Below are 23,917 nucleotides of genomic sequence, written 5' to 3' on the forward strand. Positions count from 1 at the left end.
ATTTTCATTTATGCATGGGCAAGGATTGCCTGCTGCACTGTTCCATACGTATTTAATTTGGAAAAATCGATACCCGCATTGATCACATTAATAGCCAAATCTGGACGAATGCCTGTCAGCATCGTTTCGATTCCAATCAAGCCCAGCACCTTATTTACATTGAAGATCCTTGAAGCCACTTCCGCATCAATATTCGCGATTCCAGAAAAATCAATGATCAGATGCCTGATTTTTAGTTCGCTGATCCTTGGAATAACATGGCTCATGATATGGTCACTGCGTTCAAAGTCGAATTCCCCAATTAACGGGAGGATGGCCATTCCATTTTGCAGAGGAACGACAGGTGAAGATAGTTCGGTAATGATTTTTTGGTTCTTTCTATTCATGTCATGGGCTAATCTTTCACGATCCAACATTGATTCCGTAATACTCAAATCTAGTAAAAAGCTAATCCGGCTATTGACATAAACAACTTCCTCCGTAGAAAGCCCTTCGTTCATTGATACTTTGGTCAGCATATTAATTAATTGAAGGCGAGTCTCTGCATATGGTTTTAATATATTTGCGATTTCTTCATAGCTGAATTGATAATCTCTTTGATTTGCCTGCTGCTGTTTATGCCAAGCGATGAAATTTTCGGCTACTTCTTCGTTTGATAAATTCAACGTGTTCCCCAGGAACGCTAAAAATTCAATATTCGTCTTGACGGACTGCTCGATGATTTCTTCAGGCAGCTTCATTTCTAGCTTTCCTAAATTATAAGCAACAATTTCTTTACTGATTGCTTCAGCATTCTCAGTCAAATATTGTGAAAATCTCTCGATTGGATGCACTGTTTCCAGCTCCTATGTCTAAAATAATCTATACGCTTTCATTCTTTTATAGATTATAACATGACTATGTCGTTTTTTAGCAAATCTTTATCATTTAAAAATTATCAATACATTCAGCAATCGAGTACATTTATCTATTAATTCCGGCAAACAAACATAGTATGCCCGTATGAAATTGGTTCACTTTATCATGAATATTTCACAGTAATTGTGCTCCGTTCATGTGTTATACTATGATTTTGATCCAAAATTTCGGAGGGACATTATGCTTTCTCAATCATTTCTGCAGTTGAATACTATTTTCATTAGTATATTAATAGAAGCCATTCCATTTGTGCTAATTGGTGTTCTGATTGCTGGTGTCATTCAGATTTTTGTCACGGAAGAAATGCTGGCAAAAGTTTTACCTAAGAACCGGTTTCTTGCTGTAATCTATGCGACCTTACTAGGTGCCTTGTTCCCTGCCTGTGAATGCGGGATTGTTCCAATCGTCCGAAGGCTTCTCCAAAAGGGTGTTCCTTTGCACGCTGGTATTGCATTTATGCTGACAGGACCAGTTATTAATCCTATCGTTCTTTTTTCAACTTATGTTGCATTCGGAAATAACTGGGAGATGATGTTGTACCGCGGTGGGCTTGCAATTATCATATCGTTCATCGTTGGGATCATTCTTTCCTATCAGTACAAGGATAATCAGCTATTGGATAAGCTGGCTGTTAACCAACATCATCACATCAGTCATGAGAAACAAACAATATGGGGGAAATTGATGGATACCCTTCGTCATGCTGTTGAGGAGTTTTTCTCAGTTGGAAAATATCTGATTGTGGGTGCATTTGTTGCAGCTGCGATGCAAACCTTTATTAAGACATCTACTTTATTGCAAATCGGCCAGAATGAGGCATCTTCTTCACTAGTAATGATGGGCTTGGCGTTCGTTCTTTCCCTTTGTTCTGAAGCAGACGCATTTATCGCCTCATCGTTTTCGAGCACTTTTTCTACCGGCTCATTAGTGGCTTTCCTGGTGTTTGGGCCAATGGTGGATATTAAAAATACACTGATGATGCTTGCCGTGTTCAAGAAACGTTTCGTCGGACAATTAATTTTTTATATCGCCATTTTAGTACTGGCAGGATCCATGCTAATTGGGGTGATGGTATGATTCGGACTCTCATTTTGATGCTGTTTACGTATTTCTTTTTCCATTTGCATGCATCTGGGAATCTCACAAAATATATAAATATGAAATATTCTTATTTATCCTATACGGCTATGTGGATTCTTGGCGTGTTGACGGTGGTACAGGCTTATTATTATTTAAAGGGGTCTGATTCAACAGCCTGCTCATCAGAGGGCTGTTGTGACCATGATCATGACCATGAAGACAATATGTCTTGGTATAATCGGATTTTTATTTACGCTATTTTCATCTTTCCTTTGATTTCAGGTTTCTTTTTTCCGATTGCAACTTTGGATTCAAACATTGTCAAATCCAAAGGTTTTTCATTTAAAGCATTGGAAACGAATGATCAATATGCCCAGACTCAGTATTTAAAACCCGATACTAGTGTTTATTATGGGAAAGAGGGATACGATGAGCTCATGAACCAAGAGCTCAAGAATTATATAGACAAAGATAATATAGCCTTGAAAGAAAAAGATTTTCTAAAGGGAATGGAAACCATCTATCAGTTCCCCGGGGAGTTCACGGATAAAACAATCGAATTTGATGGCTTCGCCTTTAAGGGAGAATCAATCAGTAAAAAGCAAATCTTCATCCTTCGGTTTGGCGTCATCCACTGTATCGCAGATTCGGGAGCATTCGGCATGCTCGTCGAGTTCCCAGAAGAAACAAAGATCCAGAATGACCAGTGGCTCCATGTAAAAGGAAGATTAACAACAAAGTACTATCAGCCATTCAAAGCCAATATCCCCGTCCTGAAAGTGGAAAAGTGGGATACAATTGACCAACCCGAAGACCCATACACCTATCGCTCCTATTAGAAGCAAGAGCCCCCCTCTTGCTTCTTTTTTTGGTACATGGGGACGGTTCTCATGTTTCACTATGTAATATATATTTTACATAACGGAATATATATGTTACATCGGCATTTGAGGAAATAAAATGAAGAATAACGTCAAAATGGCACGAATCACAGCTAATCTCACACAGCAGGAATTGGCAGACTTAGTTGGTATTACAAGACAAACGATTAGCCTTATTGAAATAGGAAAATATAATCCATCTTTAAAGCTTTGCCTGCAAATCTGCTATGTCGTCAACAAGTCATTGGATGAACTCTTTTGGGTGGGTAAGGGGGATTTCGAATGAAGAAAATAAAAGATGAAAGACTGATTCTGAGTAACCTCGAACACATCAAGGTCACTTACATCATCCAAACGATTGGCATTTTATCTATACTAGGGTACGACTTCTTTCAAGGCGGATTGGAAGGAATGCGTCAGAATCCACTCTGGTTGGTATTTATTTTAACGTCAGTTGTTTATGCGTACTTATCAATGAGGGAAAACGTGGAAAAAGAAAAAGAAGTAAAACAGCCTCGAAAATCATTTTTTGTAAGCATTGCTGTATTGTCGATCATCGTATTGACAGTAGGTTATCTCACTTTCATTTCCCCTGACTCAACTTCAATAGATGGCCTAATAATCGGTACAATCTTATTTATCTGTGGAATTATCCCCGTATATTATATTTATCGATTACGAGAAAAACAAAATCAGGATTTCGAAGATTAACAGTAACAAAAGAGAAAACAAGGGGACGGTTCTCGTGTTCCAATTTGGAACATGAGAACCGTCCCCCTGTATCAAGACGCTGTTGCTTTTTTACTATTTTGATTAAGTTTGGTTGCCTGGTCGACCTTTCTGACTTCACTCCACTTAAACACGATTACTCCACCAATAATGAACAGGACACCTGCTAATTGTTTAATCGTGAACGGTACTTTATCAAGTCCCATCAATCCTAATGAATCCCATAATACCGCGAACCCTAGCTGTGAGGTTAACACAATCGAGATCGCAAATGTGGGGCCCAGGTATCTGATGCCCTGGACAATTCCTGTTATGACGCCGATTCCTAATAAGCCGCTGAACCAGTACCAAGGTTTCATATTTTGCAAATTGAACATTTGCGAGCCTTCAAAGAATAGTCCCAGGATGAAGGAAGCCAGGAATCCCAAGCCTAATACCAATACCGTAGTGGCCCATGAGCCGGCTTTTTCATTGACCTTGCTGTTGAAGATGTTCTGCAGGCCAACAAGCGTCCCTGCGATGATTGCACTTACTAATCCAAGAAGCATACCATTTCCTCCAAATCGTCTTACTCATATAAATTGTCATTAGCAAGGTGCTTGAGCCCTTGAAGATTTTTTATCAGGATGGTTCCCTTGCTGCGCTCAACCAATCCTTGCTCACAAAACTGCTGAATCACCCTATTAAGATGTCTATAGCTTGTTCCAATTAAATTAGCTATATCTGGGAGATGGGATGTGCTTAACTGCCCATTAACCAATAATTCATTTTCATCATAGGCGATCGATACCAGATAGCTTGCTAAACGTGCCTCGACCGGGTACATCAGGTTGAGACGCATCGAATTTGATTTTACATAAAACTTCTTTGTAATAATTTCAAGCAAAAATTGCAAAAACGGAGAATGATCCTTTAAATATTTTCTAATTACGCTCTGACGGACACCGATCATCAACACGGGAGAAACTGCCTCTACTGTATTAATCGTGTCAATCCCCCTAACGTATTCAATATCCCCGATTACCTCCAACGGAGTTTTGAAAGAAAGAATCAGAGTCTTCCCCTCTTCCGAAGTTGTAAAAATCTTCACTTTCCCCTTAACTAGTACAAAAAGGTACTGTGTAGCTTCTCCTTGCGAAAAGATCAGCTCACCTTGTTCAAAAGAATATAGTGATAAAAATGGAATGATATCCTCATTAAATATGGCTTCAATCCCGTAGGTTTGCAAATACTCCATCAACCGTCCTGGATCTTTTATTTCATTCATAAAAACTATCCCTCTATTCCTTTTACAATGATCACAACAAATCAAACTGGTTACAATCCGAGAATCACAACACCTGCTATCATCATTGTAATCCCAATTAGCTGAGGCATCTTCATTTTTTGCTTCATGACGCCGAACCATCCGTTCCGGTCAATCAATACCGTCATTCCCAGTTGGGAAATCAACATGGCTGAAACGGTAAGTGTCACTCCGATAAAATGGATTGCAGTGACATTTCCAAATACAACAATGGCTCCAAATGTACCGCCAATTAAATATAAGGGCTTCACTTTCTTTATCCCTTGCCATTTTCGCTCACGTGCAAACATCAGTATGATAAAAGCCACCAGAAATCCTGTGAACTGAGTGATCGTTGCTGTTTGCCATGTTCCAATGTCCTGGCTGATTTTCGAATTCGCTACACCTTGAAGGGTAATAAACGCCCCTCCTAATAATGCAAAAATAATGCCTCTCATTGTCTCTCTCCCTAATACCTGAATGTAATATATCCATTAAATGATAAATACAGGCATGACGGAAAGGACATATGTCCTAAATCTGTTAAAATGTTGATTAAATTATTTCCAACCTTCAGCTGTATTGCTCATCATCTGTTTATATCCATGTGAAAAATAGGCTTGTTTTTGTTTGAAGTTCACCCCTGTGTGGGAGTAAACTATATAAAAATGATACGGATAAGGAGTAAGCTATGTCTAAATTCAAAAAGCAGCATAGCCTAAATAAGCAGTGGAATAGTTCTCATAATCCCATTGATCTTAAGAAGCTTCTAACGATTTTGCGCGAAAACAGGCGGAAAATCAAAAATAACAAGCAGCTTTATTACGATCCGCAGCAGGATGAGGCGGATATAAAGGAGTATTACCGAGGGTCAGAAGCGATGGACCTTTCGGAGCTGGCTCTTTTTTATAAATTCCACACGATTGTTTCAAAAACACACGAAAATCAGATTCCCTACTTCCTGAGTAAGGACTTATATTTATATACATGGGTCGATTTGTATCCAGATGGCTCCGCAAAAAGTATCTATTCAAGCGAAAAAAAAGATCCAGAGACCTTGATTAAAGAGGACCAGGAAACACTCAGAAAAAAGTATGATGAGTTCCGGAAGCGGTCCAGGAAATTCCAGCAGCACGGATTTCAGTCCATTAAAGCTCTTAAGATCTTTGAAGAAACATTCAAGATGAATACCGAGCATATTGTCCCCCAATCATGGTTCGAAGGAACAGAACCAATGAAGGGCGACTTGCACCATCTATTTGTCTGCCACCCGAAATGCAATATCAAACGTTCCAACTTTCCGTATACGGATTTCGATTTTTACACTCCAGAGTCACCGGATGAACAACTAAAAAATAATTGCGGTGTAAGTTCCGGCCTCCTCTTTGAGCCAGAACACGGAAAAGGCACCAGCGCCAGAGCTATGCTTTACTTTTTACTTCGCTATCCAAAAATGATCAAAGAGGAATATAAATTGCAAGTCGATATCGATCTGCTCAAACGATGGGTTCAAGAATTCCCGCCAACCCTGTACGAGAAACACCGCAACCAGGCCATCTACTATATACAGGGAAACCGAAATCCCTTTATCGACTTTCCGAACCTGGCAGAAAAGATGATCTTTCTATGAACATGGGGACGGTTCTCTTGTTCCAAAATGGAACAAGAGAACCGTCCCTCTGTTTTACTCTGCTTTAACAGTCCGGAAGATTAGGTATATCCTTTCTTTTTCAATCTAATTGGTCACTTCCTTATTATTTTTCATATGAATTCATTGCTTACATAGAAATGATCTGCTGATCTAACTGTTTTATAATGATTTTTTTATGTCTGAATAACCATTTTCAATTATATCTACGGTTGAAGAGAATAAATGAACGGTTGCAATAATTTTATTAACGGTTAGCCGAATTTTATTAACGGTTAACCTCGTTTTATCTACGGTTGAAGTTACGAGTGCAAAAAGTCACGATTAAAACACAAAAAGCCAGCCTTGATTCAAAGGCCAGCCGCTAAAAAACCGTAATTAATCTCTTTTATCCACGAACTCGTCCTTCAATCCCACGCAAAACTCTCCCCAGTCACACAACCTTGCCGCTAAAGCAGGAAAATCACAACCGTCCCTCTGTTTCCCTTTGTTTCTCTTCTTTTATCAAACTAACTCCTATCAATCCCATTAATGAAAACAGGACGGGAATGGTAAATCCATAATGATAACCAAGGTTTATAGAATTCGGAGGAAATAAATCAAGCACTTTCCCAAAAATAATGGGCAATAATACCGCGCTGAGGAAGCCTCCCATATTGGCAAAGCCAGATATCACACCGACTTCTTCTATACGAAAGGATTTTCGTACCACAGCGAAGGTTAATGAACTCGCCCCATTTCCGAAACCAATGATAAACAGTAAAATCACTACCATAATATAAGGAGGTTTTACACCAGATAAAAACAACACGATCCAGCTAAAAAAGACAATCAGATGAATAATAAAATAGATCTTTTTTATAGCACCGAGCCGGCTTGAAATCCAACTAATTAAGGGACCTCCAATGATGGCTCCAAAAAGTCCATACATGATCAGCTGGCTTGCCACTGATCGGGATAAGTCAAACACATGAATTCCATATGGTACTCCCCATGATCCGATAAAACCAACATAAGTGCCGACCACACCGAAATGGCAGAGGAACGTCGCCCAAGCCTGTCGGGTCGAAAGCATTCTGCGAAGAATCTTCCAGACACTTTCTCTTTCCTTCATTGAACTTTTCTTTCGTTTTGTATCATCAATAAATATTTGTCTCGGTTTTGATATCAGAACAGTATATAGAAGATAGGATGAAACCACTAAAATGATAGCGATAGTGAGAAACGGTATTCTCCAGCCTGCGTTTGAAATCCACAAGGAAAAAGGAACGGTAGCAGACAATGATCCAAGGCTCGCTACCATCGAAACCACACCAAGCAGTCCAACAAACTCCTTTGCCTTAAACCACTGGCTTAAAATTAACACCAAGTTCACAAAAATCATTGAATCTCCCGTTCCGACGATAAATCGCGAGAAAATCAAAAGATATTCATTAGGAGCAATACTGTAGAGCAGGCTTCCGACCCCAGTAAGAAGCGTGCCGATAATAAGAAAGCGATTGGGACCATACCGGTCAGATAACAAACCAACCGGTATCTGTAATCCGGCATAGGCTAAAAATTGAATGCTGCTCATAAGGCCGATCGTTGCAGCTGAAACTTGAAAATCTTTCATTAATTGATCGGTAATAAGTCCTGGAGCAGTTCTTTGGCTTACCATTAAAAAGTAAGCGAATAAAACGGTACCAAACACTACCCATCTATAGCTACTTTCCTGTTTGTTCATCTCGCTGTACCTCTTCCGTTTATCATTTTTCGGATGTAACACTCCACGGACGGAATGTATCTTTGGGATTTTCCGTCTCCTCTATAGACCTACCTGTTCATTCTTTTCAATCAATAATACCAAATTTTACACCCTTTAAAAAAATCCTGCTACCAATTCTATATGAAAGCACATTTTATTTGCCTATTAATCAAGTGCGCTAAGAGCACAAAAATAATATCCTTTTTCTAAAATGGGCTTATAGCTAACAACAATCCTTAAATTTCCTTCATATAATAAAAGAATAGTTCAATTCCGTGGAAATAAAAGGAAGCTATATTCATGAGGGAGATGATGATCGTGTCCTATAAACTTTATGGAGCGATTGGTTTTGGTGTTGGTGGTTTAATAGCCGGCTTGGCAGGTGACTACATGATCCTTGCTTTCATTTTTTTCGGTATGATTGGCAGCGCTTTCCTAAGCATACCGGTACGTGATCTAAAATTCACCATTCTATCATCCTTATTAGGTGCTATAGGCTTTTTCTTCGGCTTCACGATTCCAATGTTTGTTGTATTAGGCGTTCTTGATTTAGGATTGCTTTTCGTGGGTTTAATCATGGGATTCCTCGGAGGAGGATTGCTTGGTTTTGCTTATAAGAATATGCAAGTTTTCATCCCTGCTGGCATGATTGGCTTTGGAATTTGGGGATTCGTTATCGACATACTTCGTCCATTTTACACGGTGATTCACCCAGCCATTGTCATGATGATTGCAAGTGCCCTAGCTGGAGCAATCCTTGGATATGCAGCAAATACTGCTAAGCGAGCTGAAAATCATAAGTAATTTTAAAAAAGAATGGGACGATAATGTGCATCCATTGCACATCATCGTCCCATTTTATTACTAATGAAGATCAATTTTTTCAGGAAATTTCTTTCTGCAAAGATTTCTTTCCGGGTGCAAACCAGCCCAATAGAGCGATCGCAATCAATACTCCATAGAAAATCAAAGTCCAAACTGTACTATGAGGAAAATCATGATCCAATACACCGATATCCTCGTGTGCAAGAGTAATGACCGCAAGTTTCACACCAACCCAGGCCACAATAGCGTATGCTGTTGTCTCCAACGCAGGACGTTTCTCAAGCAGCTGCACAAACCAGGTTGCAGCAAATTTTATCAAGATAAGTCCCGCGATTCCTCCCAGAACAACAACGATAAACTGGCCGCCATCCATGCCTCCAAAGTCTTTAAGCGGTGAATCTGGAAGTCCTAGCGCAAGAGCGACGGCAGCGAGAATCGAATCAATCGCAAAAGCCAGGTCTGCTAGAGCAATCTTCCCAACTGTTGGCCAAAAGCTTTTTCCGGCGGCTTTCTCTTCATCATCCTTATGAACATTCTCATTTTCTTTACCAAAACGGGCTTTAATGACATGCTTTAAACCTAGATAAAGAAGATAAGCTGCTCCTATCGCTTGTATCTGCCAAACATTCGCAATGAAAGAAATGGCAAAAAGCGCAGCAAAACGAAAAACAAATGCCATAATAATTCCGTATGTGATTGCTCGTTTTTTCTGATCTTCAGGTAAATGCTTAGCGATTACAGCAAGTACAAGAGCATTGTCTGCTGATAACAACCCCTCTAATCCAATTAAAATGAGCAATGCCCATGCATACTCTAGCCAAATTGAGTCCATCTGCCTCTCACCTTTCTTAACTAAAAAGTCCCTAAAAAGTTCACTATTAATAGAATGACCAAATAAACTACAAGAAATCCCGGTGATCGTTGCTTAGGTAATTTTAAAAGCTACTTTTATTTTCTTAATAATGAAGAGTTTCACGATAAAAACGTTTACTTTGGTTATATCCATTTACCTGTAACTGGTTCATGTTAAACTTTATGTTCCCTTACTATCTTTTAAAACCAATATGATCCTATGCAGAACTCATTTGTTAAACAAGGAATGGAATCATCAATAGAAAGAAAGCACCATCCAACAAAGGACGGTGCAAAAGTTTCAAATTCACGTTATTTTTTTCACTTTAATAAGAATATTTATGCTTTAATAATCTCAATAAATAACTTAATCGCAATCGGCAAAGCCTCTTCATCGATATCAAACTTAGGATGATGATGTGAGTATTGACTCTTTTCTCCGCCCATCCCTACAAATACGAAGGCCCCCGGTTTGTGCAGCAAATAATGCGAAAAATCCTCTGCCCCCATTACTGGCGGGACTGATTCAAAATATTCATTTCCAAAGGCACTTTTAATGACCTCTTCTACAAAGCTGCTTTCTTTTACATCGTTCACGAGCGGAGGTGTTCCCAAAATAAACTCAACCTTCCCCTCTGCTCCAAAAGCAGTACAAATTCCTTCAGTCAGCTTTTGGATCTGAGTTCGCATGGTCTCTACTGCTTCAACTGTCAGTCCACGGACGGTTCCGTGTAGCGACGCAGTGCCAGGAATAATATTATAAGTGGAACCGGCCTCCATTTTCCCGATTGTTACGACACCTGGTGTAATTGGATTCAACTTTCGGCTAACAATGCCATGCAATGCCTGCATAACATGTGAAGCGACATAAATAGGATCGACGGTTTCATGCGGAGAAGCGCCGTGTCCCCCATAGCCTTCAATTGTAATTTCAAAGTCATCACAGGAAGCCATCATCGGACCAGGTGCCAACCCTAGATTTCCTTTTTTCATGCCTTGCCATAGGTGAAGGCCATAAATGGAATCCACGCCTTCCAGAACACCTTCTTTAATCAATTGATCTGCTCCGCTTGGTGTTATCTCCTCAGAGGATTGAAAAATGAGAACAATGTTATGATTCACTTCTTCTCTATTATTTACAATCCATTCCGCTACTGCGAGCAACACTGCAGTATGCCCATCATGCCCGCATGTATGTGCAACACAAGGATTCTTAGAGATATATGGCTTGTCCCCTTCTTCCTGCATTGGAAGTGCATCGATATCTGCACGCAATGCGATCGTTTTTTCTCCTATCCTTCCTTTTATAAAGCCAACAACACTTGGCGGCTGAAAATTTAGGATTTCTATGTTTAATGCTTCGAGTCTGTTGCGGATATATTTACTCGTTTCATATTCTTGTCCAGACAGCTCCGGATATTGATGAAGAAAGCGGCGGTCTTCTACAGCCTGCTTATATAAATTTTCACTGAACGTTGTCATCCCATTGCAACCCCCTTAAATTGAAAACCAGCTAGATTATTAGTTTATTTATCTAAATAGCAACATAATAATTATACAGATTTATCTATAAAAATAGATAGTATACTTTTTTAAAAAGGCTAAGTTAAATCACACTGTGGACATTCAAATAAAACAAACATTCGTTCTCTAAAAGTAAAAAGGGACGCTAGTGAAATTACTACGATTAAGTAGAATGATAATTGATATCTGTCTTTTCTTAGCAGATGTCACCTACTATAGCCCAAGATTATCAGAGCAAAATCTGTAAAATTTTACGAAACAAATATATGTTCAAAAAGTAAATAAATTATTGAACTTAGAGGGGGAACGTAAATGTTGAAGTTATTTTTTATTGTTGGTGTCATGGGCATTATTATTTCCGGTATTTTTATTGGGGCTTGGACGGATGGACAACAACATAGAGCTAATTTCCATTCAGAAACAGGAGACCATAGGAATTTCAGAACAAAAATAGCAATGATTTCTGGTTTTGTTGGATTAATTTCTCTTGGGATTGCTGTAGTAATATACTTTTTATAAACAAAAAATGGACCTTAAAAAAGGTCTTTTTTTCTTACGAAAATCAAAACCATTATTTAACAAAGCCTTAAAAATAGTAAATCCTTATATGTAAAAGGGAGAGTTCACCAAATATCTAGGCAACTCTCCCTTTGATCTACGTTATGATTTCCCTAAAGCTCATCAAACCCATTTGCATCCGACGTTTTCGTATATTGTCTTGATTTTTGCTCGAAGAAGTCTGTTTTACCGAGGTCAACTTCCTGGTAAGCGATGATCCATCTCAGCGGATTGGAGCGATGCCCTTCGAATGGTGCCTGGAAGCCTAATTGTTCGGCCCTTTTATTGGCCATGAATTTGATATACGCTTCAAGGTCTGGCATGAGAAGGCCATCGATTTTGTTGCCGATGATGTGACTTGCCCATTCGATTTCCAATTCGGCAGCTTTATAAAAGGCAGCAGTTCCGAAGTCTTTTAGCTGTTGGGTATCGTATTCAGGATTCTCTGTTAAAATCTCCTTGAAAATCTTTTCAAACAATCCCACATGAAGCTGTTCGTCACGATTGATATAATTGATCATTGTGCTGGTTCCTACCATTTTTTGATTGCGTGCAAGGTTATAGAAGAAGGCAAATCCTGAATAAAAGAAGAGTCCTTCCAAGATCACATCATACACGATGGATCGTAATAGATTAACAACAGTTGGTTCTTCAGCAAATCCTTTATAGCCGTCAGTGATAAAATCATTTCTTTCACGTAAGATCGGCTCTGTTCTCCAGTAATCAAACACTTCTTCCTGCTTTGATTTCGGAACAATGCTTGATAATACATAACTATATGAATGATTATGAACGACCTCCTGCTGCGCCAAAATGATCATCAGTGCATTCAGGCTTGAATCGGTTAAGTAATCAGCCACCTTCCCTGCGTAGTCCGTTTGGATACTGTCCAGCAAAGCTAATAGCCCTATCGTTTTTAAGAAAGCATCCTTTTCGTCTTCTGTTAGAGCTGGAAACTGTTTGATATCCTTGGACATATTGATCTCAAATGGTGTCCAGAAGTTCCCTAGCATTCTTTTATATTTTGGGTAGGCCCACGGAAAGCGGACATCATCCCAGTTCAGGATATTTGAGCTTCGGCCATTGATAATTCCTGTCGCTGCGTTCGGAGCTTCGACATCAATAATAGATCGTTTTTTTATCATGTTTACTTTCCTCCTAATCAACTATGGCAGCTTTCGCATTCATTCATTTCATTACCTGAAGTAGAGCGTAAATAATAGGTCGTTTTCAGTCCCGATTTCCAGGCATCCATATGAAGATCCAGAAGGGCCTTTGCTTTAATATCATTCCTCACATACAAATTAAAGGAAATGGATTGGTCAATATGACGCTGGCGTTTGGCATTCTGCCTGATGCTCCAGTGCTGGTCAATATTGTAGGCAGATTTGTAAAACCAAGTCGTTTTTGGTGAAAGATCCGGTGCTGTGACTGGTATTTTATAATCCTTTTTCTCCTCGGAATATTCGATTCTGAAGACTGGATCAATGCTTGCCGTTGAACCTGCAAGAATTGATGTTGAAGAGTTCGGAGCCACAGCCATTAAATACCCATTCCGAATACCATCTTTTTTTACCTCTGCCATCAGCTCTCGCCACTTTTGAGAGCTATATTCCCTCTTTTCAAAATATCTTCCATTACACCAGTCTGACCCCTCGAAGTATGGGTAGCTTCCTTTTTCCCTGGCTAGTTCATGGCTTGCCTTGATGGTGAAGTAAGCAATTTCTTCATATAAGGAATCACAATACGAAACCGCCTCTTCACTTTCCCATTTGATCCCTTTTAAAGCGAGCAAATGATGCCATCCAAATGTGCCTAGTCCGATGCCGCGATAATTCTTATTGGTCACTTGAGCTTGTAAAACAGGAATCTCGTTGATCTCGATTACATTGTCGAGCATCCTTATCTGAATTTTAATCAGCCTTTCCAGCACATCATCCATTACGGTTTTCGCCAGTGAGATGGATGATAAATTACAAACGACGAAATCACCTGGCTTTTTATAAATAATGATCTTTCCATCCTCGACCTTTTCCTCTTCAAGAATAGTAGGGCTCATATTTTGGGCAATCTCCGTACAAAGATTGCTGCAATAAATCATCCCTTTATGTTGATTGGCATTCATTCGGTTAACTGCATCTCGATAAAACATGTAAGGTGTGCCACTTTCAAGCTGCGACACCATAATCGACTTGAAGATTTCGATTGCAGGCACCACTTCGCGAGATAATTCCGGCTGATACACACATTCCCAATATTTTTCTCGAAAAGATCCCGCGCCCTTTTCTTCATCGTAATAATCCTCCAGCGAATATCCCATTACTCGCCTTACTTCATGCGGATCAAACAAATACCAGTCTCCCCGCTTCTCCACTAGCTCCATGAATAAATCAGGAATACAAACACCAGTGAATAAGTCATGCGTTCGTTGCCGCTCATCGCCATTGTTTAATTTCGCGTCAAGGAATGGGAAAATATCTTTATGCCAAACATCTAGATATACAGCGATCGCTCCCTGTCTTTGCCCTAATTGGTCAACAGAGACTGCCGTATTATTCAGTTGCTTCATCCACGGAATCACACCTGAACTGATTCCTTTAAAACCCTTGATGTCACTGCCCCTGCTTCTGATTTTCCCAAGGTAAATCCCGATTCCTCCGCCATTTTTACTCAGGGTCGATACATCGGTATTCGAATCATAAATGCTCCTTAAATCATCCTCGACCGTATCGATGAAGCAGCTCGACAATTGCCCATAGCTTTTCCCTGCGTTCGAAAGCGTAGGGGTCGCGACTGTCATATAGAGATTGGAAAGAGCCCAATATGCTTCCTCAATCAGCTCAATGCGTTTCTCTTTTTGCTCATTTGCCAATAATGTCATTGCGATGATCATGAAGCGTTCCTGAGGCAATTCAAGAAACTCACCTTTATGGGACCTGGCCAAGTACCTTTCCGCCATTGTCAAAAGGCCTATGTAAGTAAATAACCGGTCATTCTCAGGGTTAATCAGCTTTTCCAGATGGTCAATTTCATCCTTTGAGTACCATTCAAGCAGCCTATTTTCATAGATTCCCATCCCAATCAGGGTGCTGATCAGCTCATAAAAAGATCCGTAACCTCGGTCTGGTGAGGTATCTCTTGATACAGAACTGAGACGATAAAGTCTTTTCATGTAAAAATGTGCAGCTGCATACGTCCATCCAGGTTCAAGGCTGCTGATTTTTTCAACTGCTGTCAGGATGAACAAGTTTTCCAGCTGATCAATTGTCATCTCTTTTACTTCCAGCACTTTGTGCAGCTTTTCCTTAAAGTCTGTAAAATTCAATTCAGGATACATCTGTTGAATTTCCATAAGGAATTGATTTGTATTTTCGATTTCAGCTATTACCCTCATTTACTTCCCCTCCTCGCTTAAGTCCCTCACTTTTAGACGTCGCTGCCTTCTCTCCACAGCCCTTTTATTTAATGTCCTTTCTTCTTCTGTTTGCGGTACCACTCCAGGGACCTGTACCGGTACTCCATTGGCATCCTTTGCCACCATTGTTAAAATCGAAGTGGTCGTTACCGTTTTTGTGGCGGTCTCAAGATTTTCACTTTCCACTTTTACAAAAACCTCCATCGATGTCCGGCCTGTCGAGATGACAAAGGCTTCAAGTGTTAAAATATCTCCGACATTCGCTGAGGATAAAAAATTCACTGAATCAATTGAGGCTGTCACAACTACCTTCCTGCTATGCTTCATTGCAGCAATCGCCGCAATTTCATCGACATAAGCGAGGACTGTCCCACCAAAAATGGTACCCATATGGTTCGTATCCGGCGGTAAAACTAGGTGCGTTTGAATCGTTCTTGAAACGTCCGATGATATTGCTTCCATTTTCCTGCTCCTTTTCAATTGAATCACTGCTCCAGGAGAAAAAATGGGAATAAAAAAAACCCATCACGAAGGATGGGTTTTGTAAACGTTGATCACTAATAGACAAATAGATATGGAGAGTCTGCTAGTTGATCCTCGTTTTACCTTCCCAATTCCCGAAGAAGATAACACGTATAAACATGGCAGGTCTCCTGACTTGTGCTTCATCCTACTTTAAGTCCTTCCCATCTATTTTTTAGACAGTGGTCATCACTTATTTCGTCAGCACTTACAGTTGCGGGAACAGTTCTGGACTTTAACCAGATTCCCTATTAAGCCTTTTTCAGGCACCATATTTACCGGTATATTCAATATGTAGTGTTTTTTTTACGAAATAACACAATATATCGTGTTATCTATTACTAGATCATATAGGAGATTGAGGATAAATACAACGAAAAAGTTTGAAATTCTGATATTTTTTTCGTGCCATACATTACTTTATTTGCACTTTAAATTATTTTATTTGCTCAATAAATTTCTATATTAGCCTCTTAAACTAATTCCTGGCATCATAGATTCTTTTTTAAAACATCCCCCTTTAAAGAAAAGGGGGATGTTTTGAAGATCTATAAACTTGTGATAGCCTCCAAAGCAATTTCAGCTTCAGCTTCCACTGCTTTCACTACTTGTTCTGTATGTGGGTTGTATTCTTCTCTTAGCTCTGCATCAGCATAGCCGTCTATGGCCAAAATCGATCCACTCTTAACCCCTTTTAAAGCAGAGATGACAAACAGAGCTGAATTTTCCATTTCAACTGCAAGGACCCCTGCTTTTTTATAGAACTTGTGCGGGAATTCAATTACACCGGAATAAAAAGCGTCAAGAGTCAAAGTGATTCCTTCACTTACCTGTGCTGTCTTACCGGAATTCGCAGCGGCTTGCGACAAGGCTTCAACAATCGCCCTGTCCGCAACAGCAGGGAATCCAGGTGGTACGATTTGCTTCGTCAGCCCATCGCAGCTGACAGATGCCGTACTAATGACTAGACTGCCATGAGGTATACCCTTTTGATAAGAACCTGCTGTGCCAACCCGGATGATGTACTTTGCTCCGCCCATGATCAGCTCTTCGAAGCACACTGCAGCACCTGGTGCGCCGACACCGTGACTTACAACTGCTACTTCCAGGCCATTCCATTTGCCTTTGAAACTATTATATTCGCGGTTTTCAGCTAATTGTGTCACTTCTGTCAGATTAGATGCAATTTTCTTAGCACGAGTGGGATCCCCACAGACGATGACTCTATCAGGCAGCATTTCTGCTTCAATTTTTAAATTTGGGAGCTGTTTAATCAAAGTCTTTTCTCTCCCATTCGTCCTCTGGTATAGGTAGGTCCTCTCCTGAAAAGCGTTGTTCATTAAACGGGTCACCGTTGATATGGAAGCCATTCTGCTCCCAGAAGCCAGGCTTGTTTTCATCAATGAATTCGATTCCTACGATCCATTTAACGCTCTTCCAGAAATATAAGTGTGGTACAACAAGCCTTAATGGCCATCCATGCTTATCAGTCAGCGGTTTTCCCTCGAAAGAGTGAGCGAGAAGGACATCATCACGGTCCAGGTCACTAAGCTGAAGGTTTGCGGTGTAATCGTGGTCAGCATGCAGCATGACAAACTGGCTTTTGGGCTGAATCCCCAGCTCCTTCAGAAAATCACTGAACTTTACGCCTGTAAAAGTATTATCAAAGCGAGACCAGCGGGTCACACAATGGATATCGGCTGTAACTGAAACTTGTGGCATGTTCATAATTTGATCATAAGAAACCACAACTTCTTTTTCCACTGCTCCAAATACTTTAAGATTCCATGTCTTCAAATCGTATTCCGGAACCTCCCCTTCGTGCAGGATAGGGAAGCGCTCTGTCAATACCTGCCCTGGAGGCAGTCTTTTTGCCAGCGCCGGATCGACTGCCGGTACCCTTGTTTTTTTGATCCGTTCTGCTTTGTTCAAATTCATCGCCATCCCCCTATCTCGTACTTTGCTGTCCTGAAAGCTGTGATTCTGCACCTTTGTCCTTTAAAAAGAACATCGCAAAAATGGTGATCACATATGGAAGCATCGCGGTCAGCTGCGTAGGCATAGAGAAGCCCTGCAGCCTGATGCTCAATGCATCTGTTAATCCGAATAAAAGACTGGAACCAAGGATTCCGATGGGATGCGACTGGCCAAGCATCATCGCGACGAGTGCAATAAAGCCGCGGCCGGCTGTCATCCCTTCCGTGAACATCGTCACCTGCCCAAGTGAAAGCTGGGTTCCCGCTAATCCGCAAAGAACTCCGCACATCAGGATTGCTCCATACTGAATTGCCGTTACCTTTAACCCCATGCTCATTGAAGCCGAGCGATTCTTGCCGACTGCAAGAAGACGGAAGCCCGCAACCGTTTTATACAAGAAAATGTAAAGCAAGATCGCCGCTAAAAACGCAATGTAAACGAGCGGCGAGTGCCCTGAAATTAGTTTCCCGATGACTGGAATGTTTTCGATTAATGGAATGTCCCATTTGGGTAGCCCCTCCATGTTCTTATCGTAAAAAGCACCTTTTACATCAAATAGTGCCCTCAGTAAAAATGATGTTAAACCGAGCAACAGGAAATTGACCGCGATCCCTGCTACGATCGAGTTTGCCTGAAATTTGATCGTCACGATGCCAAAAAGCAGTGAAACGAGGACAGATCCGGCAATTCCGCACAGAACGGCAACCAGCACACTGCCGCTGAAATGATTTCCTGCTATTGCAGAAAACGCTCCAGCAAGAATGAGCCCTTCTAGCCCTACGTTGAAAATGCCCACCCTGGCGCATAGTGCACCTCCAAGTGCCGCAAGTAAAATCGGACTTACCATCCGGATGGCGGATACAAACAGCGAATAATCAAACAGATCCATTGGCTGCACCTGCTTTCTTTCTAATATTCCACCAGTTAAAAGCGAACTTGGCTGAAATGAATAGGATTAATACACCCTGAATGACACTGACAATCTCCAAAGGAACTTCTGTATTACGCTCCATACCCATCGCTCCTGTTTGCAAAGCCGCAAGAAGGATAGCAGCAGCTGCTGTACCAAGCGGGTTCGAGTTTGCAAGCAGGGCCGCCATCAATCCTGTCCATGCATATCCCGGAACCGTTAAAGCTCCTTCAACATAGCGGTATTGTGAGCCGAGGACCTCTGCAGTCCCAGCCAGGCCGGCGATCCCGCCGCTGAAGAACATGCTGAAAAAGAGTACCTTTGTTTTGTTGATTCCACCATATTCAGCGAAGAAAGGGTTATGGCCGAGCATACGCACCTCATACCCCGCGGAAGTGTATTTAAGGATAAAATATAGGATGCCTGCGCAAACAATCGCCAGTATAAAACCAAAGTGAAGGCTCATGCCAGGAAACAGCTTTGGAAGCCATGCCGACTGGTCAATCATTGGTGTCTGTGCAAGAGCGGCTGAGCCGGTTTTATCCTGGAATGGTCCTGCTACAAGATAGCCGGCAAACAGAACAGCCACATAGTTCAATAGCAGCGTCGAAATCAGCAGCTGCACCTTGAACTTCGCTTCCATCCACGCTGCGAGCAGTGCCCACATCCCGCCTGCCAAAACTCCAGCAAGTAAGGCCAAGACAATTTTTACAATACCGGGAGCAGGTAAATACAGTGCGGTCAAAGCCGCCGCAATTGCGCCTAACACCATCTGTCCCTCGGCCCCCATGTTGAAGACGCCAGCACGGAAGGCGAGTGCAAGACCGACGCCTATCAAGATAATCGGAGTCGCACGTGCGAAGGTCGCCGTCACAAAATAAAAACTCCCGAACGCGCCATTCCACATTACTTTATAGGTATCCAGTACTGATTCACCAATCATACTGATTGCCATCGCACCGGTGAGGATCCCAATCAATACGGCAATCAGCGGCTGTGCTAATCCTCTAAACGACTGTTGCAGTTTTCTCTGAAGCTTCATTCTCTTTTCCCCCTGCCATAAGCACGCTCAGCTTTTCTTCTGTTGCATCCTTCCGGTCAAGCACACTCACAATCTTGCCCTCATACATGACTGCTATCCGGTCAGATAATGCTAAAATCTCTGATAATTCGGAGGAGACAAGGAGGATGCCATCCCCTTTATTTCGCTTGGCTAAAATCGCTTCATGGATATATTCCATGGCACCGATATCCACACCGCGCGTCGGCTCGGCAGCAATCAGGAAGTCTGTATCAAAACCGAGCTCTCGGGCAACGATTAACTTCTGCAAATTCCCTCCCGATAGATTCCCTGCTTTTTCATCCATCGACGAAGTCTTGATTTCAAACCGAGAAATCCATTCACTGACATAGCTGCGGAATGCCTTTTTGTTTAAAATAGAACGCTTCTTGAACTTTTTTTGCTTGTAATAACCCATTAGGCCAGTGTCTACAATCGTGGCTTCCTTTGCGGCCCCCCACAAATATCGGTCCTCGGGGATGTGCGAGAGCCCCGCATCACGTCTAAAGGCAACCGTTTTGCCTGTTACATCCCTTCCATCTAATAGAATCAATCCCTGATCAACTTTTCTTAATCCGGAAATCGCCTGGATAAACTCGGACTGTCCATTGCCAGAAACTCCGGCAATTCCAAGTACTTCTCCTCTATGTAAGGTGAGGGTGACATTGTCAAGCACTGGTTTTGAATCATTTTTCCCGATGGTTAACCCTTTCACTTCAAGGAGAGCATCCCCTTCTACCTTTGATCGGTCGGCAAGTTTCTTGAGTTCCCTTCCTACCATCAGCTGTGCCAGCTCATCTACGGTGGTTTCCGTTTTTTGCACCTGCCCTGCTACCCGTCCATTCCTAAGAACGGTAATCTTATCCGCAACAGTCATGACTTCGCGGAGCTTATGGGTAATCAGGATGATGCTTTTTCCCTGGCTCGCAAGGAAACGAATGGTAGTTAGAAGTTCTTCCACCTCTAAAGGAGTCAGAACGGCGGTAGGCTCATCGAGAATGATGATGTCGGCCCCCTGATAAAGAACCTTTAATATTTCGATCCTTTGCTGTTCGCCTACTGAGCATTCTTCCGCTTTACGTGATGGAGTTACGGCAATTCTATGTTTTTCCGCCAGCTGCCGGACTGACTCAGCCGCTCTATTCCTGTTAAAAAACCCAAGGCTACCCGGCTCGCGTCCGATGACGATATTCTCTGCAACCGTGAAATCAGGGTAGAGCATAAAATGCTGATGTACCATCCCGATACCATGCGCCATTCCGTCCTGAGGCCCGTTAATCTTTATATTTCTACCATCGAGTAGAATTTCTCCACTCGTCGGCTGCTCGAGACCAAACAGCATGCGCATCAAAGTGGTTTTACCAGCCCCATTTTCTCCAACAATCGCCAGCACTTCGCCCTTCTTCAGCCTGATGGATACTCCGTCGTTGGCAAGGAAATCACCATATTTCTTGGTCATCTGTTTCATTTCTAAGCGGTAGGTCATTGCCTTCCCTCCCCGGTACAAATGGAAACCGACTACAAACGCAGCCGGTTTCATGTTTAGTTTTAGTGAAGCATGGGGACGCTTCTCCTGCTTCCTGTTTTGGAAGCCGGAAAACCGTCCATCTGCTTTTAGTTGTTTAATGGATTTTTAATTTCTCTTTTACCTGAAATGATTTCTTCGTGAAGAGCTTTGACCTTTTCGATTACTTCTTGGCCGATAAAGGCATTCAAAGGTGTTTTGCTTTCATGTGTTACATAAGTCAGGCCAACACCCTTATCCTTCAGTCCATATTCAACAGTTCCAGCCTTAAAGGATCCCTCTGCGAAAGCTTTTACCGTTTCAAAAGCTGCTGCGTCAGTTCCCTTCAGCTGAGAAAGCACGACATGCTCTGGATCGACGTCTGTTCGGTCAACGTCCTGACCTGCAGTGTAGAAGCCTTTTTCTTTCGCTGCTTCAAACACACCAAGGTCTCCGACAGCAGCTGCACCAGCAATGAAGTCTGCTCCTCTTGAAGCCTGAAGGAATGCAAGCTCCTTCGCTTTCGCCGGGTCCGTAAAGCTTCCGACATAGTTCACCAGGAATTCTGCATGAGGATTTGTTTCCTTTAATCCTTCTTCAAAAGCTACTGTCCATTTTTTCAATAGCGGGATGTCCATTGCTGCAACCATTCCGACTTTATCCGTTTTCGTTGAAAGACCAGCCGCTGCACCAAGCAGGTATGCTGCCTCATACTCACGGAAGTTGACGCTTTGTACGTTTGGCAGGTCAACCACTGTATCGATAATCGCAAACTTGCGGTCCGGGTTCTCAGCCGCCACCTTCTTCAACGCATCCTCTGATTCGAAGGATGAAGTAATGATCAAGTCATAGTTTTCTGCAACCGCAACACGAAGGTTTTCCTCAATTGCAGAGTGGTCAGTTGATTCAATTGTTTTTACTTCGATCCCAAATTCTTTAGCTGCTTTTTTCGCGCCTTCATCCATTTGCTGGAAGAAAGGGTTGACTCCGATTTTTTCAGGTAAAACAAGAGCGATTCTCTTTTTATTCTCTTTGCCTTCCGAATCACCTTTCCCAGATGACTCCTCCGCTCCACATCCTGTTACGAGTAAAACCGATAATAATGCAAACAACGCCAAAAACTTTTTCATGATGTACCCCCTAGATTATTGTTCGTCAATTACAAATATATTGTTACTAGATTACTTGATTATAATTATAAAAACAACTAAAAACGTACAATAATTTAAATTAATTAGTTATCGTTCGTCTTTTTGTTAGTTTCTCTCTCAAATAAAAAACCTCTTCCACATAAAAAAGGAAGAGGTAAAAAATTCAGCACTCTTCCTCATCTACCAGAACAAAATTGTTCTGCAGGATTTGGCACCATTCTATTTTAAAAATAGCGGTTGCCGGGCGTCATAGGGCCAGTCCCTCTGCCTCTCTTGATAAGGAATTTATATGTAATTATTTTTCAACTTTAGTAACATACAGATATAATAAACTTAAAATTCATTATAAACAAATATTTTCAAATAGCAAGATAAATAATATAAAAACTGTGTTACCCTCTTTTAAAACAATACGTCACTTTTAAAAGAATTAGATATAAATTTATTGATTGATTAATCGTATTCCTTTTCCTTCAATATCGATGTGACAATATGAAGTGAATTCCACTCCCCACCCGACAACTTATAAATTGGGTATTTTTTCGGAAAGAGCTTTTCGCAGATTACCTCTGCTTGATTTCCTTCTTTGTGTAAGATTAATACTTGCTGCTGTATGGACAATAAATAATCAAGTTTCCGTATTAGGGCTTCTCTGCCATTTTCAACAAACCCTGCATGATTACAAAAAACATCCTGGAAATCATACATCATTACCTTTTCTAATGATTGAATAATTTGCGGGATACTTTCCTCTGCTAATGCGACTTTTGTTTTCTCGCTTACAAATAAATCCCCTGTAAACAATTGACCTGTTTCCCGGTTTAAAAACGCTTTATGATCATGGGCATGTCCAGGGGTATCGATCACATCCCAGCCCGCATTTCTGGATGAGAATGTTTTGGGCATTGCTTGAGCATGAAATGGCTTTCTTCTTCCCCAAAACAGCTGACGGTATATTGGATAATCCGCCTTCTGTCCACAATACTCAATTGATTTTTCATCTAAAAAAATGGGAAGATTCCTGGTTTTCTCAATATAGGCCGCGCAGCCTGTATGGTCTTCATGAAAATGGGTGATCATGACTTGATCAAAATCCGCTACATCAATAAATGATTCAAAAAATGTATGTAAGGATTGTGCGCCCGTATCAATTAAAACTCCATCAACTAAATAACTGTATACATTTAAGGAAACACTTTGGAATCTAACTTGTCCATTTACATAGGAAACACCATTTTTCTCGCCTAAAGTTGATTTTTTCTTTAAAAGCATTCCCTTCACTCCCCTTCTAATACACCAAAATATACCATACTTAATCTGATTCTTGTTAG

24 protein-coding genes and 2 riboswitches are annotated in these 23,917 nt (G+C 41.2%); of the genes, 7 read left to right on the forward strand and 17 right to left on the reverse strand.

Going from position 1 to position 23,917, the window contains the following annotated elements; translation table 11 throughout:
* Nucleotides 1–8 precede the first annotated feature (8 nt).
* The gene (locus V7201_RS21245) at nucleotides 9–833 is read right to left on the reverse strand and encodes an STAS domain-containing protein (RefSeq protein WP_335378749.1); all 825 of its coding nucleotides are present in this window, start codon (nucleotides 831–833) and stop codon (nucleotides 9–11) included.
* A 265-nt stretch (nucleotides 834–1,098) separates the two neighbouring features.
* Between V7201_RS21245 and V7201_RS21250 the strand changes: the two genes are divergently transcribed.
* From V7201_RS21250 to V7201_RS21265, 4 genes are all read left to right on the forward strand, one after another.
* Nucleotides 1,099–1,995, forward strand: coding sequence for a permease (locus tag V7201_RS21250; protein ID WP_335378750.1), 897 nt, complete (start codon nucleotides 1,099–1,101; stop codon nucleotides 1,993–1,995).
* Nucleotides 1,992–2,837 carry a TIGR03943 family putative permease subunit gene (locus V7201_RS21255; RefSeq protein WP_335378751.1) on the forward strand — a complete coding sequence of 282 codons (846 nt, stop codon included), beginning with the start codon at nucleotides 1,992–1,994 and terminating at the stop codon, nucleotides 2,835–2,837. The genes V7201_RS21250 and V7201_RS21255 overlap by 4 nt, the downstream gene beginning before the upstream one ends.
* 121 nt (nucleotides 2,838–2,958) lie before the next feature.
* Nucleotides 2,959–3,165, forward strand: a complete 207-nt coding sequence (locus V7201_RS21260; RefSeq protein WP_335378752.1) for a helix-turn-helix transcriptional regulator — start codon at nucleotides 2,959–2,961, stop codon at nucleotides 3,163–3,165.
* Nucleotides 3,162–3,590: a hypothetical protein gene (locus V7201_RS21265; protein ID WP_335378753.1), complete on the forward strand. Its 429-nt coding sequence runs from the start codon at nucleotides 3,162–3,164 to the stop codon at nucleotides 3,588–3,590. Before V7201_RS21260 ends, V7201_RS21265 begins: the two co-directional genes overlap by 4 nt.
* Nucleotides 3,591–3,661: 71 nt before the next feature.
* Here V7201_RS21265 and V7201_RS21270 read toward each other — a convergent pair whose 3' ends face one another.
* Genes V7201_RS21270 through V7201_RS21280 form a run of 3 tightly spaced genes read right to left on the reverse strand, consistent with a single transcriptional unit; the run spans nucleotide 3,662 to nucleotide 5,351 of the window.
* A complete protein-coding gene (locus V7201_RS21270) occupies nucleotides 3,662–4,156 on the reverse strand; it encodes a DMT family transporter (RefSeq protein WP_335378754.1) in 495 nt (164 codons plus the stop codon).
* Between the two features lie 20 nt (nucleotides 4,157–4,176).
* On the reverse strand, nucleotides 4,177–4,875 hold the full coding sequence (locus V7201_RS21275) for a Crp/Fnr family transcriptional regulator (RefSeq protein ID WP_335378755.1): 699 nt from the start codon (nucleotides 4,873–4,875) through the stop codon (nucleotides 4,177–4,179).
* A 50-nt stretch (nucleotides 4,876–4,925) separates the two neighbouring features.
* Nucleotides 4,926–5,351: a DMT family transporter gene (locus V7201_RS21280; RefSeq protein ID WP_335378756.1), complete on the reverse strand. Its 426-nt coding sequence runs from the start codon at nucleotides 5,349–5,351 to the stop codon at nucleotides 4,926–4,928.
* 233 nt (nucleotides 5,352–5,584) lie between these two features.
* Between V7201_RS21280 and V7201_RS21285 the strand changes: the two genes are divergently transcribed.
* Nucleotides 5,585–6,523 carry an endonuclease I family protein gene (locus V7201_RS21285; RefSeq protein WP_335378757.1) on the forward strand — a complete coding sequence of 313 codons (939 nt, stop codon included), beginning with the start codon at nucleotides 5,585–5,587 and terminating at the stop codon, nucleotides 6,521–6,523.
* 481 nt (nucleotides 6,524–7,004) lie between these two features.
* On the opposite strand, the gene V7201_RS21290 is transcribed toward V7201_RS21285, so the two are convergent.
* A complete protein-coding gene (locus V7201_RS21290; protein ID WP_335378758.1) occupies nucleotides 7,005–8,267 on the reverse strand; it encodes an MFS transporter in 1,263 nt (420 codons plus the stop codon).
* Nucleotides 8,268–8,606: 339 nt separating this feature from the next.
* On the opposite strand from V7201_RS21290, the gene V7201_RS21295 reads away from it, so the two are divergent.
* Nucleotides 8,607–9,092 carry a hypothetical protein gene (locus V7201_RS21295; RefSeq protein WP_335378759.1) on the forward strand — a complete coding sequence of 162 codons (486 nt, stop codon included), beginning with the start codon at nucleotides 8,607–8,609 and terminating at the stop codon, nucleotides 9,090–9,092.
* Between the two features lie 79 nt (nucleotides 9,093–9,171).
* Here the strand turns inward: V7201_RS21295 and V7201_RS21300 are convergent, their stop codons facing one another.
* Nucleotides 9,172–9,945, reverse strand: a complete 774-nt coding sequence (locus V7201_RS21300; protein ID WP_335378760.1) for a TerC family protein — start codon at nucleotides 9,943–9,945, stop codon at nucleotides 9,172–9,174.
* A 359-nt stretch (nucleotides 9,946–10,304) separates the two neighbouring features.
* A complete protein-coding gene (locus tag V7201_RS21305; RefSeq protein WP_335378761.1) occupies nucleotides 10,305–11,447 on the reverse strand; it encodes a M20 metallopeptidase family protein in 1,143 nt (380 codons plus the stop codon).
* Nucleotides 11,448–11,801: 354 nt separating this feature from the next.
* Here V7201_RS21305 and V7201_RS21310 point away from each other — a divergent pair, with 354 nt between their 5' ends.
* Nucleotides 11,802–12,008: a DUF5316 family protein gene (locus V7201_RS21310; protein ID WP_335378762.1), complete on the forward strand. Its 207-nt coding sequence runs from the start codon at nucleotides 11,802–11,804 to the stop codon at nucleotides 12,006–12,008.
* Between the two features lie 152 nt (nucleotides 12,009–12,160).
* On the opposite strand, the gene V7201_RS21315 is transcribed toward V7201_RS21310, so the two are convergent.
* The 10 genes from V7201_RS21315 to V7201_RS21360 form a co-directional block, all read right to left on the reverse strand.
* Nucleotides 12,161–13,192: a ribonucleotide-diphosphate reductase subunit beta gene (locus V7201_RS21315; RefSeq protein WP_335378763.1), complete on the reverse strand. Its 1,032-nt coding sequence runs from the start codon at nucleotides 13,190–13,192 to the stop codon at nucleotides 12,161–12,163.
* A gap of 17 nt (nucleotides 13,193–13,209) precedes the next feature.
* A complete protein-coding gene (locus V7201_RS21320; protein ID WP_335378764.1) occupies nucleotides 13,210–15,441 on the reverse strand; it encodes a ribonucleoside-diphosphate reductase subunit alpha in 2,232 nt (743 codons plus the stop codon).
* Entirely contained in the window at nucleotides 15,442–15,924 is a 483-nt protein-coding gene (locus tag V7201_RS21325; protein ID WP_335378765.1) for an acyl-CoA thioesterase, read from the reverse strand.
* Between the two features lie 164 nt (nucleotides 15,925–16,088).
* Nucleotides 16,089–16,273, reverse strand: a riboswitch (cobalamin riboswitch).
* A gap of 259 nt (nucleotides 16,274–16,532) precedes the next feature.
* Complete coding sequence (locus tag V7201_RS21330) at nucleotides 16,533–17,222, reverse strand: nucleoside phosphorylase (protein WP_335378795.1); 690 nt, start codon at nucleotides 17,220–17,222, stop codon at nucleotides 16,533–16,535.
* A 31-nt stretch (nucleotides 17,223–17,253) separates the two neighbouring features.
* On the reverse strand, nucleotides 17,254–17,916 hold the full coding sequence (locus tag V7201_RS21335; RefSeq protein WP_335378796.1) for a sulfite oxidase-like oxidoreductase: 663 nt from the start codon (nucleotides 17,914–17,916) through the stop codon (nucleotides 17,254–17,256).
* Nucleotides 17,917–17,932: 16 nt separating this feature from the next.
* Nucleotides 17,933–18,850: an ABC transporter permease gene (locus V7201_RS21340; RefSeq protein ID WP_335378766.1), complete on the reverse strand. Its 918-nt coding sequence runs from the start codon at nucleotides 18,848–18,850 to the stop codon at nucleotides 17,933–17,935.
* Entirely contained in the window at nucleotides 18,837–19,913 is a 1,077-nt protein-coding gene (locus V7201_RS21345) for an ABC transporter permease (protein ID WP_335378767.1), read from the reverse strand. The genes V7201_RS21340 and V7201_RS21345 overlap by 14 nt, the downstream gene beginning before the upstream one ends.
* A complete protein-coding gene (locus V7201_RS21350; RefSeq protein WP_335378768.1) occupies nucleotides 19,879–21,417 on the reverse strand; it encodes an ABC transporter ATP-binding protein in 1,539 nt (512 codons plus the stop codon). Before V7201_RS21350 ends, V7201_RS21345 begins: the two co-directional genes overlap by 35 nt.
* A 128-nt stretch (nucleotides 21,418–21,545) precedes the next feature.
* A complete protein-coding gene (locus tag V7201_RS21355) occupies nucleotides 21,546–22,565 on the reverse strand; it encodes a BMP family protein (RefSeq protein WP_335378769.1) in 1,020 nt (339 codons plus the stop codon).
* A gap of 194 nt (nucleotides 22,566–22,759) precedes the next feature.
* A riboswitch (SAM riboswitch) is annotated at nucleotides 22,760–22,869 on the reverse strand.
* Between the two features lie 170 nt (nucleotides 22,870–23,039).
* A complete protein-coding gene (locus V7201_RS21360) occupies nucleotides 23,040–23,858 on the reverse strand; it encodes an MBL fold metallo-hydrolase (protein WP_335378770.1) in 819 nt (272 codons plus the stop codon).
* Between the last annotated feature and the right edge of the window lie 59 nt (nucleotides 23,859–23,917).

This window comes from Bacillus sp. JJ1122 (genome assembly GCF_036964885.1).
Classification (GTDB): Bacteria; Bacillota; Bacilli; order Bacillales; family Cytobacillaceae; genus Mesobacillus.

What these genes read in the sequence shown, in the direction of transcription:
- V7201_RS21250 (WP_335378750.1), top strand. Translation starts at nt 1,099, where the DNA reads ATGCTTTCTCAATCATTTCTGCAGTTGAATACTATTTTCATTAGTATA.
- V7201_RS21255 (WP_335378751.1), top strand. Translation starts at nt 1,992, where the DNA reads ATGATTCGGACTCTCATTTTGATGCTGTTTACGTATTTCTTTTTCCAT.
- V7201_RS21260 (WP_335378752.1), top strand. Translation starts at nt 2,959, where the DNA reads ATGAAGAATAACGTCAAAATGGCACGAATCACAGCTAATCTCACACAG.
- V7201_RS21265 (WP_335378753.1), top strand. Translation starts at nt 3,162, where the DNA reads ATGAAGAAAATAAAAGATGAAAGACTGATTCTGAGTAACCTCGAACAC.
- V7201_RS21270 (WP_335378754.1), bottom strand. Translation starts at nt 4,156, where the DNA reads ATGCTTCTTGGATTAGTAAGTGCAATCATCGCAGGGACGCTTGTTGGC.
- V7201_RS21275 (WP_335378755.1), bottom strand. Translation starts at nt 4,875, where the DNA reads ATGAATGAAATAAAAGATCCAGGACGGTTGATGGAGTATTTGCAAACC.
- V7201_RS21280 (WP_335378756.1), bottom strand. Translation starts at nt 5,351, where the DNA reads ATGAGAGGCATTATTTTTGCATTATTAGGAGGGGCGTTTATTACCCTT.
- V7201_RS21285 (WP_335378757.1), top strand. Translation starts at nt 5,585, where the DNA reads ATGTCTAAATTCAAAAAGCAGCATAGCCTAAATAAGCAGTGGAATAGT.
- V7201_RS21290 (WP_335378758.1), bottom strand. Translation starts at nt 8,267, where the DNA reads ATGAACAAACAGGAAAGTAGCTATAGATGGGTAGTGTTTGGTACCGTT.
- V7201_RS21300 (WP_335378760.1), bottom strand. Translation starts at nt 9,945, where the DNA reads ATGGACTCAATTTGGCTAGAGTATGCATGGGCATTGCTCATTTTAATT.
- V7201_RS21305 (WP_335378761.1), bottom strand. Translation starts at nt 11,447, where the DNA reads ATGACAACGTTCAGTGAAAATTTATATAAGCAGGCTGTAGAAGACCGC.
- V7201_RS21310 (WP_335378762.1), top strand. Translation starts at nt 11,802, where the DNA reads ATGTTGAAGTTATTTTTTATTGTTGGTGTCATGGGCATTATTATTTCC.
- V7201_RS21315 (WP_335378763.1), bottom strand. Translation starts at nt 13,192, where the DNA reads ATGATAAAAAAACGATCTATTATTGATGTCGAAGCTCCGAACGCAGCG.
- V7201_RS21320 (WP_335378764.1), bottom strand. Translation starts at nt 15,441, where the DNA reads ATGAGGGTAATAGCTGAAATCGAAAATACAAATCAATTCCTTATGGAA.
- V7201_RS21325 (WP_335378765.1), bottom strand. Translation starts at nt 15,924, where the DNA reads ATGGAAGCAATATCATCGGACGTTTCAAGAACGATTCAAACGCACCTA.
- V7201_RS21330 (WP_335378795.1), bottom strand. Translation starts at nt 17,222, where the DNA reads ATGCTGCCTGATAGAGTCATCGTCTGTGGGGATCCCACTCGTGCTAAG.
- V7201_RS21340 (WP_335378766.1), bottom strand. Translation starts at nt 18,850, where the DNA reads ATGGATCTGTTTGATTATTCGCTGTTTGTATCCGCCATCCGGATGGTA.
- V7201_RS21345 (WP_335378767.1), bottom strand. Translation starts at nt 19,913, where the DNA reads ATGAAGCTTCAGAGAAAACTGCAACAGTCGTTTAGAGGATTAGCACAG.
- V7201_RS21350 (WP_335378768.1), bottom strand. Translation starts at nt 21,417, where the DNA reads ATGACCTACCGCTTAGAAATGAAACAGATGACCAAGAAATATGGTGAT.
- V7201_RS21355 (WP_335378769.1), bottom strand. Translation starts at nt 22,565, where the DNA reads ATGAAAAAGTTTTTGGCGTTGTTTGCATTATTATCGGTTTTACTCGTA.
- V7201_RS21360 (WP_335378770.1), bottom strand. Translation starts at nt 23,858, where the DNA reads ATGCTTTTAAAGAAAAAATCAACTTTAGGCGAGAAAAATGGTGTTTCC.